The following is a 15,526-nucleotide window of genomic DNA, read 5'->3' on the forward strand; positions in this document are numbered from 1 at the left end:
ACCACCGTGCCGTCCTTGTTCCTGCGGGCGGAGCTCCTGACGAACATGCCACCAGACCGTAACAGCTGAAGCACTGCGTGTGACTGCTGTTTCGTGGAAGTCGTGTTACTAGGCGTTCTCGCGATTTTCGCTAGGCCCCATGCCGCCGACCTGCACCTTCACGCTCGATCATGCCCCAGGACCCCAATTAGCTGCAGAACGCGAGTGTGGCGTACTCGGTCGTGAACGTCTTTCCGTCAGGAGCCGCGTAGGTGATGGACGATCTCTCGCGCGGCTGCCGCGCGACCATCCAGGGGAGCCGGCTGACGAAGTGCAACGGTCGCGGGCTCGTCACGGGCATGCTCGATCAGGCACGTTCTCACCGGTTGGCGAGCTCAGGGCCGCGGGATGCCGTCCTGGAGCCAGTGGCCAGGTGTGATGCCTGCGCGGTCGACAGGTGGAGGACCTCCCACACCCAGCAATGCACGGTGCTGGGCGATACGTTGTTGCCGGCCACGTCGGCCAGGCGGTGGTCACGGCGCAACGCTGCGAGCACGATTCTGACCTGATCAATGCCTGCCGGTATCGATTGGTGACCGTCGCCCTACCCATCACGGCCATCCATCAGCATGCCGCACGATCTGCGGGCCAGCAGATCTCGTCTCCCGTATCGACCTGAGTTGAACCAATCTTCCGGAGCGCACGTCCTACCCATTGTGGATCTGCACGCTCCTCGTCTGAAAGGCAGCCAGATGAGCACAGCGGTGAGGTGCGCGGCGGGAGCGGTGGTGCTCGCCTTAGCGGCCAGCGGGTGCGCCGCCGGGGAACGCCGTGGCGGCGAGCCCGCCTCGCCGCCTCCGCCGGGGATCGCGCCGGGAAGAAGTAGCCACGCATCGACCCCGTCCGAAGAACGCCCTGGGGGCGGCGTGCTGGGAGTGCGTGCGCTGCCGCAGGGCCAGGGCGCCGTGGTTGAACTGACGGCGCTGGACCGCGTTTCCCCGCAGCGCGTGGTCGCGCGCTGGCGGGTGCGCAATGACACCGACCGGCCGTACGAGTTCGGCGGGACGCTGGCCGTACCGTGGCACAGCCCTCGGTTGCACAGCGACTCCATCGGCGGCGTCTCGCTCCTCGACCACGTGACCGGCACCCGCGCCTACCCCCTGGGGTACGGCGACGACTCGTGCCTGTGTACGCGCGGCTGGCCAAAGGTCGAGGCGCACGGCACGAAAGAACTCGTGGCCGTGTTCCCCGCTCCGCCCGCCGGCGTGACGAGCGCGGACGTGCTGTTCGGCCCGGTTCCCCCGTTCCTCGACGTCCCCATCGGGAACGCGCCGCCCGAGCGGTTGAAGGTGACGGACGGCGACGACGAGCCCGTCGACCCCATCTCGGAGAGGGCGACCGAGCCGCAGGTGCTCCGCCTCGTGAGCCAGGTGGACGACACGGCCAAAGCCCGTGACGACGACGGCGAACGGCTCTCCCTGCGGCTATCAGCTGATGTGTTGTTCGCGGTGAACAAGGCCGAACTCACCCCGCGCGCTCGGGCTGTACTCAAAGAGGTCGCAAGCGAGATCGACCGGTCCGACGACGACACCGTCACCATCGAGGGCCATGCCGACAACACCGGTAGCGACGCCATCAACGACCCGCTGTCCGCCAAGCGCGCGCGCAGCGTCGAAGCGGCACTGCGCGATCTGGTCACCCGTGACGGCCTGGCGTACGAGGCGCGCGGTTACGGCTCCCATCGTCCCATCGCCAAGAACGACAACGCGGCAGGCCGTCGCCTCAACCGCCGCGTCACCGTCGGCTTCGACCGCCCCGCCGCCGATCCCGGCCCCTCCGCCTCCGGAGCCCCTCGAACGGCCACGCCGCAGCCCGCCACCACAAGCAAGGATCTGCCGGTCATCGCGACGGCACCGGCAGGAGCCCCGCCGGCGATCGAGAAGAACAACTGGCCCCGGCAGGCCGAAGTGGACATCAACGAACTCCGGCGTGACGCAGGCGGCTACGTCCTGCTCACCTGGACAGTACGCAACCAGGACGATACCTCGCTCAACGTCTGGACTTCCTCCCATGACTACAGCGGTGTCTACGCCGAGTCCAGCACCAGCGCAATCGCCCTGGCCTCCGGCGACCAGCGATACCGGGCCGTGCGTGACGCAGAAGCCCGCGTCACTGTCGGCCCCAACCTGCTGCGCACCGGGCTGGACGAATACACGGTGGAGAAGGGCGAGCAGTACACGCTGTGGGCGATGTTCAAGCCACCCGCCGACCTTTCCCACGTCACCGTACAGATTCCCGGGTTCGAGCCCGTCGCCGACGTACCGATCTCCTGAGCCCACGCCAGGCTTGCGCGGCAGTGGTCAAGAACCGCCGAGCGCCAACGCCATGCCCGAACGGTAGCTGCGCACCATACGAGCCGGGGTATCACCCCAGGACGTCACCCGCCGGAGTGCGGGCGTGCGCTGGTCCGTGACCCAACCGGTACGTTGCTTTATTACGGTTCCGCAAGATCATGCCGAATACGCGCCGGAGCAGAGACACCATCCCGTCGAATCATGCGCTTGAGCTGCAGGAACGCGGCATTGGATTGCCTGACTTCTAAAGACCCCATGCCACTTCGTGGCGCCCTCGGATAAGTGAAACTTGGGGTGCGTCGCCCGGCTGACGTCGTACTCGCTTGGACCTGCGAGGCCGTTCTAAAGACTGACGCTGGAGCCTGCCCGGTAGGTACCCCGGATTGCCGCTACGAGCGCGTGTCACAGCATCTCGATGTTGTCGCGGGTTCCGCGGACGACGCACCTCATCCATCCTCGGGGGCAGAGCACGGAGGCGCAATGGAGGTCGCCCACCCGGCGGTGGCCGGGATCGACGTGCACAAGAAGATCTTATGGGTGGCCATCCGGCTGCCCGGCGAGCACCGGCGGGAGCGGCTGCGGGCGCTCGGCGTCGACCACGACGCCACGATCTATCTGGAGGCCGGTCACTCGTTCATGACCGACGGCCACCACCTGATCGCCAGCCTCGCGCTGTTCCCGCTCCGTCACGGTCTCGTACGGCCGGCGGCGGACGACGCCTGGCGGCGCACCCTGTCCTTCTTCGACCGGCACGTCGCCGGCCGGCGGCTCGGGGGTTCCTGACCGTCGCCGAACGCCTCGCTCGCCTTTCCCGGGTCCTCGGCGACCCGCATCAGGGTCACCTGAGCAGCCATGGGCTCGCTCCGGTTCACGGACGAGGGGCTGCGGGGGACTCCGGCTGCCGGGATCCGAGCGCGTACGACAGTGCCACGCCGAAGCACAGGGACAGCGAGACGCCCAGGAGGATGTCGGTCAAGGCTGCGGCGAACCCCATGCCGATGGCCAGGCCGCAGGAGAGGCCGAGAGTCCAGTTGGGGGAGTTCTTCGTGTTCGTCATGGCTCAAATACTCCCGCGGGGGCCGCGGCCGGAGTAGGGGCGGAGATCATCGGCGTCTTATGACATCTGTCAGCAGGACGCTCGGACCGGAGCCCGAGGAACGGGCGCCGGCGTGGCACCCGTGCCTCAGGAGGCCTTCCAGGTCACGGGCTCGGCTCCCTCGGCGGTGGAGGAGAAGGTGACGGTGACGGGCTTGTCGCCCTGGTCGACGAGGTACACGCCGCACTGCTGGACGCTCCTGCCGGGCTGCACCATGCCGTAGGGCGCGGAGGATGGGCAGCCCTTGGGGCCGTTGCTGCCGATCGCGATGAGGGTGAGCTTGCGCAGGGTCTGTCCGCTCTCGGTACGCAGGAACACCGCGCTGTCCATGCCCGGGTACAGCTTGGACGTGCCGTTGTTGCGGTACGAGAGCGTGACGAAGTACACGGTGGCGGCCTTCTGCCTGGCGTTCAGCTTGTAGTCGGCGAGCGCGCCGGCGCCGGCCTTGCGCACGCTCTTCAGCGTGACGGTCAGCGGCACGTCGTTGTCCCGCGTGTCCTTCCACGTCACCTTGGCCGGCTTGCCCGCGGCCAGCACGCCACCGCCGATCTCGCCGCCCTCCACCTTCCACGTCCTGGTGACGGACTCGTCGCTGTAGGAGACGGTGGCGGGCTTGGCGTCCTCGGGCAGCATCACGACCCGGCACTCGGTCGCCGCCTGGCCGGCCGTCAGGGTTTTCGGGGCCTTCGTGCCGATGCACGTCTCCAGCGGGCCGGTGCCGGGCGAGGCCAACGGGTTGCCGCTGAAGAACGAGACGGCGTTGCCCGCGGTGCCGTCGGCGAGCGCCAGGCGGAAGTTCCTGACGGCCATGGCGGGCTCGACCGTACCGGACCCGGCGTTGGTGATCGACACGGTGAGATAGTGCGGCACCATCCCGCGCATGTCGTCGTCGAGCCGCACCCCGTCGAGGTCGTCCACCGAGCCACGCTTGAGCAGGGTCGGGTGGAGCGTCAGCTTGTACACCTTCTTGTCGCGGTCGGTGTAGTTCACTCGTCGCGGTGCGGTGTCGAGCGTCAGCGGTGTACCGGGGGACGCCGGCTTGTCCGCCGCCTTCGGCTTCTCGCCGCTGACGCTCTCGCTGGTGCCGGCGCCTCCACAACCGGCCAGGAGCAGTGTGAGAACACCCGCCCCGGCGATGGTGCTGATCCGTCGGCTGACGCGCTGCACTACGAACCCCCGTCGTTCCTGACTCCCGTTGCGAAGGACCACCCTAAACGTGACACGCACCGCTCCTCCGGTCGGTGCGGACACACGCCCGCGAAACTTGCTGGGGGTACGCCGGTGCCGGGCCGACGCGCGGTTCGAGCGCGAGCGGCTGGCCATGGCGCCCGGGCCGTAGAAGATGCTGAAGTTGCTTGAGGACGAGCTGACGCGACAGTTCACCGAGACCGCCGGGCCGGGGCTGGTCCGCCAAGCGCGGCGGCGCGCCCGGCCGGATAAGCAGGTCGGCAAGATTCGCCCAAGGAGAACTCCCGACACAACCCCGGATGACCGGGCGCCACACCGCACCACCACCGGGTCAGCGCCGAGGGAAACCGACGCTGACCACCATCACAGCCCGACTTCACGCTCGAGATTTCCCGAGGAGTGACGATCAATGTCCTCAAGACGTTCTCGAGAGCCATTCCGTCACCCGGGTCGACGCAAGCAACCAGGATCGCGACCACCGCTTTTGCAAGCAGGCGATGAGGCCCGTCGTCACCTTGCTGGCTCGTAGAGCCGGGTCAGGCTGGTGGCCACGGTGGCACCATCAATCACTTGGGAGGGGGTGACCTGGAAAGCCTCGACGGTCGGGGTTGGGCACGTCCACGGTGACGGTCCGCCAGTCCGACCACGCCGAGGCAGCCGTTGATGACGGCCTCGGTCCCTGGGGCGAAGCTGTTCCGTCCGCATACCGCTGCGAGAGCCTTAAGGGCGTTTTCTCGCGATCGTCCTGCGATCCTGAGTTTGTCCTTCACAGCGAGCCAGTTCTCGAAGGCGCTGATGGCGTCGCCGGCGTGTTTCCAGATGGCCTTTCCACATTCGTAGGCCTTCTTCCACTTCCAGGGCAAGGCGCGGAGACTGGTCTGCTCATTCCGCCCTGAGGCCCCGGACACCCGCGGGCAGTTCGTACGGGCGTCCCTCGGCCTGTCGCTGCGCACGTCCGACGGCGATGGTCCGTCTCCGATCGCCCGCGCGATCGAACCGGGCGAGCGGACCGTCCCCGGCGCCACCGGCAACTCCAAGATCACGCTGGAGCTCAAGACGGGACTGCTGAACGTCCAGGCAGAACGTGAGGCGAACAATCCTGAACCGGGTCACGACGAGTGGATCGTCCGCGGATACGGTGCCGCGCAACCGACTCCCATGTGGCAGTTCCGCCGGGTCCGCAAGCATCCTCTGGCCGACGATCACCTCGTCGCGGCACTCATCGAAACGGTACCCGACCGCGTCAACGTCGCCGACGTCCTGATGGCCGCCGAGCTGGAGCACCACAGGCTCGGCATCCGCCGCTACCGCGCCAAGCTCACCCCGTCCCTGTCGACGATCACCGTGTCGGACCCGCGACCGGAGCGGCGGGCACTGCAGGACGGCTGAGCCGATCGCGGTGACGGACGGGGAGTGAACGCGCCGTCCGTCACGTTCTAAGGTGCGTACGGATGTGACGCGCCCGCATGCGCCGCAGCCGGACGGCGCGTGGCGAGGGCCTGGTCGAGGTCTGCCATGAGATCCTCGTGGTCCTCCAGCCCGATGGAAAGCCGGACCAGGCCGGCGGGCGGGCGGGCCTCGGGGGCGACGGGCCTGTGCGTCAGCGCCGCGGGATGCTGGATGAGCGAGTCCACACCGCCAAGGGACACCGCGTGGGTGAACAGGCGGACCGTCGATGTGAGGTGCCTGGCCTGCTCCAGACCCCCGCGGAGGTCGATCGAGATCATCGCCCCGGTGCCCCTCATCTGCCGGTGGAGAAGTCCCTGCGGATCTCCCGCCATCCCGGGGTAGTGCACACGGGAGACGCTCGGATGGGTGCTCAGCCAAGCGGCGACGCGCTGGGCGTTCGCCTGCTGAGCCCGGACCCGTATCGGGAGCGTGGCCAGCCCGCGGTGCAGGAGGTAGGCGCCAAGCGGGTGGAGAAGGGCACCCGTGATGGCGCGGACCCGGCGCAGCGCGGCTGCCTGCTTCTGGTCGCAGGCGATGACGCCGGCGATGACGTCGCCGTGCCCCCCGAGATACTTGGTCGCGCTGTGCAGCACCATCGAGGCGCCGAAATCGGCGGGGTTCTGCAGGATCGGGGTCGCGAACGTGTTGTCCACGAGAACGGGAACACCGTGGGCCGCCTCGGCGACGGCGCGGATGTCGACCAGGTCGAGTGTCGGGTTGGCCGGTGTCTCCAGGATGATCAGCGCCGTGTCCGGCTGGAGGGCCGCGGCGACGCCCTCCGCCGTACAGTACGTCGCCTCGACACCGAGTACGCCGGAAGCCAAGAGGTGATCGGTCCCGCCGTAAAGTGGCCGGACCGCCACGATGTGGCGGTGGCCGGTCTCCTGCGTCGTCGCGAGGATCGCCGCGGTGGTCGCCGCCATACCCGACGAGAACGCCACGGCAGCCTCGGTGTGCTCCATCCGTGCCAGCGCCGACTCGAATCGGGCCACGGTCGGGTTCCACAGCCGCCCGTAGACGGCTCCGCCCTCCGCGTACGGCGTGCCCCCGCCGGCCATGGCCTCGTACGAGAGGCCCCCGGCCTCGATGTCCGGCAGCGGATTGGTCGAGGACAGATCGAGGGGAAGCGCGTGGACGCCGAGTTCGGCGAGGTCCTCGCGGCCGGCGTGGACGGCGATGGAGTCGAGCTGCAGCCGAGGCGAAATCATGCCGCAACGATGAGCGAATCCACAGAGTATTTCAATGCACTTTGCGGAAATCGGTGCCGTTCGCCAGGATCGATGAGGATTCACCAAAAGGAGCCCTCATGCCCGACCAGTCGTCGAAGAAACCGCAAGCCGCTCCGGGAGCTCTCGACGGTACCGACCTGGCCATCCTCGCCGCGCTTGTGGAGGACGGCCGCATGACCAACGCCGCACTCGCCGCCCGCGTGGGGGTCGCCGAGTCCACATGCGCGTACCGGGTGCGCGCGCTGAGGCAGTCGGGTGTCATCGCGAGCGTCAACGCCCGGCTCAACCTCGGCGCGCTCGGCCACCCGATCCACGCGATCATCAAGGTCCGTCTGGGAAGCCACAACCGAGAGCACGTCCGCAACCTGTACGACAAGCTGGTCGCGGTGCCGGGGGCGCTGACGGTTCTCCACGTGGGCGGCGTCGACGACTTCCTCCTGCACGTCGCCGTTGAGAGCCCGGAGAAACTCCGGGATCTCATCCTGGAACACGTGACCATCTACCCGGTGGTGCAGCGGACGGAGACTCAACTGGTGTTCGAGGTACGCGAAGGCCGCGGCGTGCTGAATCTGTGAACGTCGACGCCCACCTGCTGGGCGCACGACGATCGAAGCCAGGTCTTTCGTGTCCGCTCAAGGGGCCCAGGCTTCTTGAGGTATGGGGCAAAGGACGCGAGTCGAGGCGAACCAGTCCCGATCGAGGAAACGCCCGGTGATCCGCCCGACCATGCAGCGCGCGCTTGTGCCTGCTGCTCCTCGCGCCGCCGCCGAGTGGGAGCGTGCAGGCGTGCAGGCCCGTACGGCCGAAAATCGTTTGCTCCGCGTGGCGGGCTCAGGGAACGTGGTGTTCATGAGGCTTTGACGGACACCACCCCTGCTCCGAGATGCCACGGCGCCGGCTCGCGCCGTGATGCCGCCTGCCCGCACCCTGTTCAGTGAAGAGAGCGTCTTTGTCTCAGCAACCCCCCGCCGTCGGACCGGCCACCGTCACCGTGTTCGCCTCCCCCACCAGCTGGATCGAGTCCGATGCCGTCGCGCAGTGCCACCAGGTGGCCGCCCTCGACGGCATGGTCCACGTCGCCGCCATGCCGGACCTGCACCCCGGCAAGGGCGCCCCCATCGGCGCTGCCATGGCGTCGACCGTCCTGTACCCGTTCCTGGTGGGCTCCGACATCGGTTGCGGCATCGCCGTGTTCCCCGTCAAGCTCAGGCGCGCCGTACCCGAGAAGCTCGCCGCCCGGTTCCCCGATCTCGACCGCGCGCTCGACCCCGAGCAGGACGCCGACGACCCGGCCTGGGACGTGGTGAAGGGCGATATCCCCGCAGGCCACATCGAAGGCCTCGGGACGGTCGGCCGGGGCAACCACTTCGTCGAGCTGGCGCGCATCGGGACCGCCTTCGAGCCCGGCCACGCGAGCCGGCTCGGGCTCGCCGCCGGTGACCTGGTCCTCATCGTCCACAGCGGTTCCCGAGGGCTCGGCGAGCGGATCCTGCGCGCGCACACCGAGGTGCACGGCGCGGGCCCCACCCCCGATCCCGCCGCCTACCTGGCACAGCATGACCAGGCCGTCCGCTGGGGATCGCTCAACCGGCGGCTGCTGGCCGCCCGGGTCGCCCACGCCCTGGGCACCGAGCCCGCCGAGCCGATCGTCGACCAGTGCCACAACCTGGTCGAGATCCGCGACGGGAGCTACCTGCACCGCAAGGGGGCGGCGCCGGGCGACGGCCGCGACGTGCTCATCGCCGGTACGCGCGGCACGCCTTCCTACCTCGTGGCCGGCCACGCCGGGCCGGACGCCGGCCACTCCGTGGCACACGGCGCGGGCCGCAAGATGTCGCGGGCCGACGCCCTGCGCCGGGGCCGGGCCAAGCACACGGTCGAGGAGCTGCGCCGTACGCCTGTGGGGTCGCTGGTGGTGTGCGGCGACCGCCAGCTGCTCTTCGAGGAGGCGCCGACGGCCTACAAGCGCATCGAGCAGGTCATCGCCGACCTCGTCGAGCATGACCTGGCCACGCCCATCGCCACCACGATCCCCTTGGTCACGTACAAGACACCCGACCTCGCGTCCACGCCCCGGAGGGACCGCCGGGACCAGCGCCGCAAGCGGGGGCGGCCGTGAGCGTCCACCTGCTCCTGTCGGCCGGGCGCGGCCCGCAGGAGTGCGCCTGGGCGCTGGCCCAGCTGCTGCACCGCCTGGAAGCCGACGCCGCCAGGCAGAAGCTGGAGACCCATCGGGCGCAGACCGTCCCCGGTGACCGGCCCGGCACCTACCGATCGGCCCTCATCCGGATCGCGGGTGACGACGCCGAGACGTTCGCCGCCTCTTGGAGCGGAACCCTGTGCTGGCAGGCCCCCAGCCCCTACCGGCCCAGGACCGGCCGGAAGAACTGGTACGTCATCGCCCGACCGTGCCAGGTCGACACCCCGCGCACGACGTTCGACGAAGCGGACGTCGACATCGTCGCCTGCCGCACCGGCGGCCCCGGTGGCCAGCACCGCAACAAGGCCAGCACGGCCGTACGGGCGACCCACCGGCCGACGGGGACCGTCGTCGTGGTCGACACCGAGCGGCAGTTCAGCCTCAACCGCCGCATCGCCCTGCGGCTGCTGCGGGAGCGCATCGAACACGGCGACCAGGCGGCGGAGCGGGCCGCCACCACCGCCCGCTGGCGCATCCATGACGACCTCGTACGCGGCAACCCCACCCGCATCGAACGCCCAGAACCGTCGAAGCATGCCTGAACGGCGTGCCGCTCCCGGACGCCTACGCCGCGCGGAAGGCGCCTCCACACCCGCAAGAACCGGCACGACACCACGGCCGGGTGATCGATGCAATCGTCGGGCTGTGGCTGGCACCCGTCACGCGCGACCGCCCCTTGTTCTGGCCCTCCGTAGTGACGGGACTCACGGTCGCGAAGGCTCTTATCGACGTCACATCTGCCGGCCCGATCGCGTCTTGTGTGTAGGCAAGTTAGGGGGCCCAAGATGCGTTCGTTGCCGACCATACGCCGCTCGTTCCAGTTCTCCCACTGGTCGTTCATGTTCGCGGAAATCGCCGTCTGGTCGTTCGTCGTTTTGCTGGTGACCGGGGCGATGCTCATGCTGTTCTACGACCCCGGCATGTCCCAGGTGACCTATGACGGTTCCTACGGCCCGCTGCGCGGGCTCCTCGTCAGCAGGGCGTTCGACTCGACCATGCACCTGAGCCTGGAGGTGCGCGGCGGGCTGCTCGTCCGCCAGATGCACCACTGGTCGGCGCTCGTCTTCGTGGCGGCCGTCGTGTTGCAGTTGCTGCGCATGTTCCTCACAGGCGCGTTCCGCCGCCCGCGTATCCAGCAGTGGCTGATCTGGGTGGCGCTGCTGGCGCTGGGCATGTTCGCGGGCGAGACCGGCAACGTCCTGCCCGACGACATGCTGTCAGGCGGGAGCCTGTGGCTGATCATGTCGGTTGTGCAGTCCATCCCTGTGGTGGGCACATGGCTGACGTCACTGCTGTTCGGCTCCGGCTTTCCCGGCGACACAGTCATTCCGGTCATGTACGTCGGGCACCTGCTGCTCTCGGCCGTCATTGCCGTTCTGCTGATCGCCCGTGAACTGCTGGTGCGGCGGCACGGCCACTCGCGGTTCGTCGCCTCGCTGCCGGCGCGGCGAAGCGCCCGCCCGCTGATGGCGGTCGCGACGTTCGGCATGCTGATCATCCTCGGGTTCGGGTTCCAGATCGCCCCGATCTGGCTGTACGGTCCGGCCAAGCCGACGCAGATCTCGGCGGGCTCGGTGCCCGACTGGTACATGGGGTTCCTTGACGGCGCCCTGCGGATCATGCCCGCGTGGGAGCTCACTCTCGGGGACTACACGCTCAGCCTCGCAGTCCTCGTTCCCACGGTGGTGGTACCCGGGGTCTTCTTCACCGCGCTGGCCACGTATCCGCTTGCCGAGCGCCTTCTCCTCGCGCGACGCGGCCGCCGCGACGCACTGGGTCGGCCTGAGAGCGCGCGCCGCATCGCCCGTGAGACACCCGCGCGGAACCTGCTCGACCGGTCGCGCGACACGCCCGTGAAGACGGCCATCGCCGCCGCCGCGATCACGTTCTACGGCCTGCTGTGGGCAGCCGCGGCCAACGATCAGCTCGCCCACCAGTTCCAGCTCTCTCTCAACGCCGTGACGATCTTGTTCCGGTACGCCGTGGTCATCGGGCCCGTCGTCGCCTTCGTCGTCACCCGGTGGATCTGCCTCGCACTCCAGAAGTCGGACCGTGACGTGGCCGAGCACGGCATGGAGACCGGGATCATCACCCGATCCCCGGACGGCGGGTTCCACGAGCGGATGGCGCCGGTGCGGCAAGAGCGTGATCGTGACCGGGAGTTGAGCCGGTCAGCATAGGCAGAGGGTTCCATGCGCGGCCGGGGTGATCGGGCTGGACGCGGCCCGGTCACCCCGGCGCAGCGGGATGACGTGGCCACCGTCGACCCCGACGGCGCAGGCCTCCCCGGTCCAGCCAGTTGTAGATCGCGGCGCACCCCGCGTCGAAGGCACCGGCTGTCGCGCTGTCAGGTCTTCCGTGGCAGGACGACGCGGGGACCGGTGGCGCCGGCGCAACGAGGAGAGGCGCCCGTTTGGAGGGGGTGGCGGGAGGGCAAGCGCTGATCATGCCGGAGTGGTTGCAGGCGGGCGGGTGGGGGCTGCTGGCCGGGTTCGCGCTCGTGCTGGGAGCGCTGGCCGGGTACACGGTCCGCATGCCGCAACGGCTGATCGCGTCGGTGATGGCGTTCGGCGCCGGGGTGCTGATGTCCGCGGTGTCGTACGAGCTGATCGAAGAGGCGCACCGCCGCGCGGGGCTGGCACCCGCGGTGGTGGGGGCCGTGTCCGGCGCGGTCCTCTACACCGTCTGCAACGTCCTGCTGGCGCGGCGTGGAGCCAGGCATCGCAAGCGCTCCGGTGACCGGCACCCTTCGCAGCAGGAGGGGTCGGGGACGGCGATCGCGCTGGGCGCGGTGCTCGACGGGGTGCCGGAGTCGCTGGTCATCGGCGCGAGCCTGCTCGGCGGGGGCGCGGTGAGCATGTTGACGGTGGCGGCGGTGTTCATCAGCAACGTGCCCGAGGGCCTGTCCAGCGCGGCCGGCATGCGCCGGGCCGGGCGATCCAGGACGTACGTGTTCGGGCTGTGGATCGGGATCGCCGGGGTCAGCGGCCTGTCCTCGCTGGCCGGGTACGCGCTCCTGGGACAGGCGCCCGCGGCCGTGCTGGCAGGCATCATCGCGCTGGCCGGCGGAGCGATCCTCACCATGATCGCCGACACCATGATCCCCGAGGCGTTCGAGTCCTCACACCTGCTGACCGGCCTCATCACGCTGGCCGGGTTCCTGCTCGCGTTCGCCGTGTCCAAGGCCGGCACCTGACGCGCGGGGCGGGCGGCTGTTGGGGGCGTCCGTGCAGGCCCGCACCTGGTCATTCGTCGTCTGGATCCGCCGGCTCCGCGGCCGGTGCGATCTGCACGGTCACGCCCGCGTAGTCGATCGGTGCTTGATCGTTGCTCTCGTCCGGCGTGTCGCGATCGACGACGGCGCCTTGGACCACGTCGATGGTGCTGGCGATCGTCGCGACCGATGCGCCGTCACGCATGAGGACCAGGTTCTCGCCGGGCTCGAGGGCGTCGATGAGCACCACGACGTCGTCGGGAAGGCGGGGCACGTCGATGCGCTGTGGGGAGCGGGGGCGCCTGACGAACACGAGCTCTAGGCTCGGCCCCATGAACGACCGTGCCTTCGTCCCCGACGACTTCGTCGTTCCCCTCCACCTGGTCACCCCGCAGTTCCGCCTGGAACCCCTGGGACCCCAGCACAACGCCGCCGACCACGCCGCCTGGACCAGCAGCATCGAGCACATCCGCGCGACCCCCGGCTTCCCGGACGGAAAGTGGCCTCCCCTGGACGGCATGACCCTGGAGGCGAACCTCGCCGACCTGAAACGCCACGCCGACGACTTCGCGCAGCGTCGCGGATTCACCTACACCGTCCTGGACGCGGCCGGCGACGAGGTGATCGGATGCGTCTACATCTACCCCTCCCGCAGCGACGACCACGACGCTGACGTGTCCTCCTGGGTCCGGGCCGACCGGGCCGAACTGGACGTGCCCCTGTACGAAGCCGTGACAGCCTGGTTGTCCACGCAGTGGCCCTTCGACAGGCTCGGCTACGACCCGCGCTGAGACACATCGGACGTGCTTGTGGTGGTCGGCGCCCGCGGGTCATGGGGTGCCCGTCCGCGCCCGCCTTGAGCCGCTGCGGCGGTTACGCGAATTCTCCGGCGCCCATGTCGTATCGAGAGCCTGGTCGATCGTCTGTGAGGTGAGAGCCAGGCCGTCACGCGGCAGCGCGACCGCTTGGAGGACCTGCCAGCGACCGAACCGAAGGAACGCACATGAATCCCACCCTGAGCACCATCGACATCGTGGTGTCCGACATGGACGCGTCGATCGCCTTCTACGCCCGCCTGGGCCTGGAGTTCAAGCTCGACGAGCACTCTCCCGAGCACGCCGGCTGCGACCTGCCGAACGGGCTGCACGTCATGCTGGACACCGAGGGCTTCCGCACCCCGTTCCTGCCCGGCTGGAGCGCGCCGACCGGCGGGCCGCGCACGCTGCTGTGCTTCGAGTTCGAGACCCCGGCCGGGGTGGACGCCAAGTACGCCGAGCTGGCCGAGGCCGGATACCGAGGGATCGCCGAGCCGTTCGACGCGTTCTGGGGCATGCGGTACGCGACGGTGGCCGACCCGGACGGGAACGGCATCGACCTGTACGCCGCGCTCCCGGCCGGCTGACCACACCGGCCGCATCGGGCCCGTGGTGCGGCCCGATGCGATGACGGGGGGCGGCTGGTGCCGGGTGGCGTGCTGGAGCGGGTACCGCTCCAGCACGCCACCCGGGCCGATGTGCTGCGCGATCTGGGCCGCCGGGAAGAGGCGCGGCGGGCAGACGAGCGGGCGCCGGAGCTGACCGCCGATCCGGCTTCCGGTGCTTGCGTACGGTGTTCGGTGCCGCGCTGACCGTTCAGAAGGGGCGTGGCCGCGTCCAGCAGGTCACGGGCGAGGGCGGGATCGTCGGTGAACGCGGAGATGTCGCGTCAGCGGTCGTGTCAGCACGGCAACGGTGTGGTGTCAGCGCTTCCGGTGATGGTTGATGCCGTGAACAGATCGGCAACTCGTTCCGCGGTCGCGGACACTTCCGCCTCGTCGGCGGCGATCGAATTCTCCGGCGGGCCGGCGCAGCCGGTCTCCGCCGCCTCAGCGATGGCGGACTCGCTCACGAACAGCGGTCAGGCCGCTCGCGCTCACATGACCAGCACCAAGTAGTCGGTGTTGCTAGGTACCAGTAGTCGGTGTTACTTTGTACCAGTAGCTAGCGATACCGAGTAGCCGACGTGGCCGCCGGAGAGAACCCCGGAAGAGACGACAGGACCAAGTGATGACGAAACAGCAAGCCCCAGCGATCCAGGTGCAGGGCCTGGAGAAGTCGTACAAGGACCTCACCGTGCTGCGCGGCGTGGACTTCACCGTGGCGCGCGGCAGCATCTTCGCCCTGCTCGGCTCGAACGGCGCCGGCAAGACCACGGCCGTGAAGATCCTGTCCACGCTGCTCAAGCCCGACGCCGGCACAGCCACCGTGAACGGCTTCGACGTCGTCAAGCAGGCCGCGGACGTGCGCGAGTCCATCAGCCTCACCGGCCAGTTCGCCGCCGTGGACGAGATCCTCAGCGGGCGGGAGAACCTCGTGCTGGTCGCCCGGCTGCGGCACCTGAGGAACCCGGGCAAGATCGCCGACGACCTGCTCCAGCAGTTCTCCCTGACGGAGGCGGGCGGGCGGAAGGCGTCGACGTACTCCGGGGGCATGCGCCGCCGCCTGGACATCGCGATGAGCCTCATCGGCGACCCGCCGGTCATCTTCCTCGACGAGCCGACGACCGGGCTCGACCCGCAGGCGCGAATCGAGGTGTGGCAGGCCGTCAAGAAGCTCGCCGCCCAGGGCACGACGGTGCTGCTCACCACGCAGTACCTGGACGAGGCCGAACAACTCGCCGACCGGATCGCGATCCTGCACGAGGGCCGGATCATCGTCAACGGCACCCTGGCCGAGCTCAAGCAGCTGCTCCCGCCCGCCAAGGTCGAATACGTCGAGAAGCAGCCGACCCTGGAGGACGTCTTCCTCACCCTCGTCGGCACGAAGGCCTAAGGAAACC

General features: G+C 69.2%; 16 protein-coding genes. 11 read left to right on the forward strand and 5 right to left on the reverse strand.

Annotated features, from left to right (window positions below; genetic code table 11):
- Positions 1-905: 905 nt before the first annotated feature.
- Positions 906-2,312: an OmpA family protein gene (locus ABGA98_RS39010; RefSeq protein ID WP_347623490.1), complete on the forward strand. Its 1,407-nt coding sequence runs from the start codon at positions 906-908 to the stop codon at positions 2,310-2,312.
- Between the two features lie 501 nt (positions 2,313-2,813).
- Positions 2,814-3,116, forward strand: coding sequence for a dienelactone hydrolase family protein (locus ABGA98_RS39015; RefSeq protein ID WP_347623491.1), 303 nt, complete (start codon positions 2,814-2,816; stop codon positions 3,114-3,116).
- Positions 3,117-3,201: 85 nt separating this feature from the next.
- Here ABGA98_RS39015 and ABGA98_RS39020 read toward each other — a convergent pair whose 3' ends face one another.
- Positions 3,202-3,390, reverse strand: a complete 189-nt coding sequence (locus ABGA98_RS39020; RefSeq protein ID WP_347623492.1) for a hypothetical protein — start codon at positions 3,388-3,390, stop codon at positions 3,202-3,204.
- Positions 3,391-3,516: 126 nt separating this feature from the next.
- Complete coding sequence (locus tag ABGA98_RS39025) at positions 3,517-4,596, reverse strand: hypothetical protein (protein ID WP_347623493.1); 1,080 nt, start codon at positions 4,594-4,596, stop codon at positions 3,517-3,519.
- A gap of 1,179 nt (positions 4,597-5,775) precedes the next feature.
- Here ABGA98_RS39025 and ABGA98_RS39030 point away from each other — a divergent pair.
- Positions 5,776-6,006, forward strand: a complete 231-nt coding sequence (locus ABGA98_RS39030) for a hypothetical protein (protein ID WP_347623494.1) — start codon at positions 5,776-5,778, stop codon at positions 6,004-6,006.
- Positions 6,007-6,053: 47 nt separating this feature from the next.
- Here the strand turns inward: ABGA98_RS39030 and ABGA98_RS39035 are convergent, their stop codons facing one another.
- Positions 6,054-7,274 (reverse strand): aminotransferase class I/II-fold pyridoxal phosphate-dependent enzyme, encoded by a 1,221-nt coding sequence (locus tag ABGA98_RS39035; RefSeq protein WP_347623495.1) that lies wholly within the window; start codon positions 7,272-7,274, stop codon positions 6,054-6,056.
- Between the two features lie 98 nt (positions 7,275-7,372).
- Between ABGA98_RS39035 and ABGA98_RS39040 the strand changes: the two genes are divergently transcribed.
- The 5 genes from ABGA98_RS39040 to ABGA98_RS39060 all read left to right on the forward strand — a co-directional run bounded on the left by ABGA98_RS39040 (position 7,373) and on the right by ABGA98_RS39060 (position 12,691).
- Positions 7,373-7,870, forward strand: coding sequence for an Lrp/AsnC family transcriptional regulator (locus tag ABGA98_RS39040; RefSeq protein WP_347623496.1), 498 nt, complete (start codon positions 7,373-7,375; stop codon positions 7,868-7,870).
- 374 nt (positions 7,871-8,244) lie between these two features.
- On the forward strand, positions 8,245-9,414 hold the full coding sequence (locus ABGA98_RS39045; protein WP_347623497.1) for an RNA ligase RtcB family protein: 1,170 nt from the start codon (positions 8,245-8,247) through the stop codon (positions 9,412-9,414).
- On the forward strand, positions 9,411-10,037 hold the full coding sequence (gene prfH, locus ABGA98_RS39050; RefSeq protein ID WP_347623498.1) for a peptide chain release factor H: 627 nt from the start codon (positions 9,411-9,413) through the stop codon (positions 10,035-10,037). Before ABGA98_RS39045 ends, prfH begins: the two co-directional genes overlap by 4 nt.
- A gap of 252 nt (positions 10,038-10,289) precedes the next feature.
- Positions 10,290-11,675 (forward strand): cytochrome b N-terminal domain-containing protein, encoded by a 1,386-nt coding sequence (locus tag ABGA98_RS39055; protein WP_347623499.1) that lies wholly within the window; start codon positions 10,290-10,292, stop codon positions 11,673-11,675.
- A gap of 242 nt (positions 11,676-11,917) precedes the next feature.
- A complete protein-coding gene (locus tag ABGA98_RS39060) occupies positions 11,918-12,691 on the forward strand; it encodes a ZIP family zinc transporter (RefSeq protein ID WP_347623500.1) in 774 nt (257 codons plus the stop codon).
- Between the two features lie 49 nt (positions 12,692-12,740).
- Here ABGA98_RS39060 and ABGA98_RS39065 read toward each other — a convergent pair whose 3' ends face one another.
- The gene (locus tag ABGA98_RS39065; RefSeq protein WP_347623501.1) at positions 12,741-12,959 is read right to left on the reverse strand and encodes a hypothetical protein; all 219 of its coding nucleotides are present in this window, start codon (positions 12,957-12,959) and stop codon (positions 12,741-12,743) included.
- A gap of 82 nt (positions 12,960-13,041) precedes the next feature.
- Here ABGA98_RS39065 and ABGA98_RS39070 point away from each other — a divergent pair, with 82 nt between their 5' ends.
- Together ABGA98_RS39070 and ABGA98_RS39075 are read left to right on the forward strand one after the other, a co-directional pair.
- Positions 13,042-13,500 (forward strand): N-acetyltransferase, encoded by a 459-nt coding sequence (locus ABGA98_RS39070; protein WP_347623502.1) that lies wholly within the window; start codon positions 13,042-13,044, stop codon positions 13,498-13,500.
- A gap of 212 nt (positions 13,501-13,712) precedes the next feature.
- Positions 13,713-14,111: a VOC family protein gene (locus ABGA98_RS39075; protein ID WP_347623503.1), complete on the forward strand. Its 399-nt coding sequence runs from the start codon at positions 13,713-13,715 to the stop codon at positions 14,109-14,111.
- A 314-nt stretch (positions 14,112-14,425) separates the two neighbouring features.
- Here the strand turns inward: ABGA98_RS39075 and ABGA98_RS39080 are convergent, their stop codons facing one another.
- Positions 14,426-14,596: a hypothetical protein gene (locus ABGA98_RS39080; RefSeq protein ID WP_347623504.1), complete on the reverse strand. Its 171-nt coding sequence runs from the start codon at positions 14,594-14,596 to the stop codon at positions 14,426-14,428.
- A gap of 158 nt (positions 14,597-14,754) precedes the next feature.
- Here ABGA98_RS39080 and ABGA98_RS39085 point away from each other — a divergent pair, with 158 nt between their 5' ends.
- Entirely contained in the window at positions 14,755-15,519 is a 765-nt protein-coding gene (locus tag ABGA98_RS39085; protein ID WP_347623505.1) for an ATP-binding cassette domain-containing protein, read from the forward strand.
- Positions 15,520-15,526 lie beyond the last annotated feature (7 nt).

The sequence above is a fragment of the Nonomuraea sp. B1E8 genome, assembly GCF_039871515.1.
Classification (GTDB): Bacteria; Actinomycetota; Actinomycetes; order Streptosporangiales; family Streptosporangiaceae; genus Nonomuraea.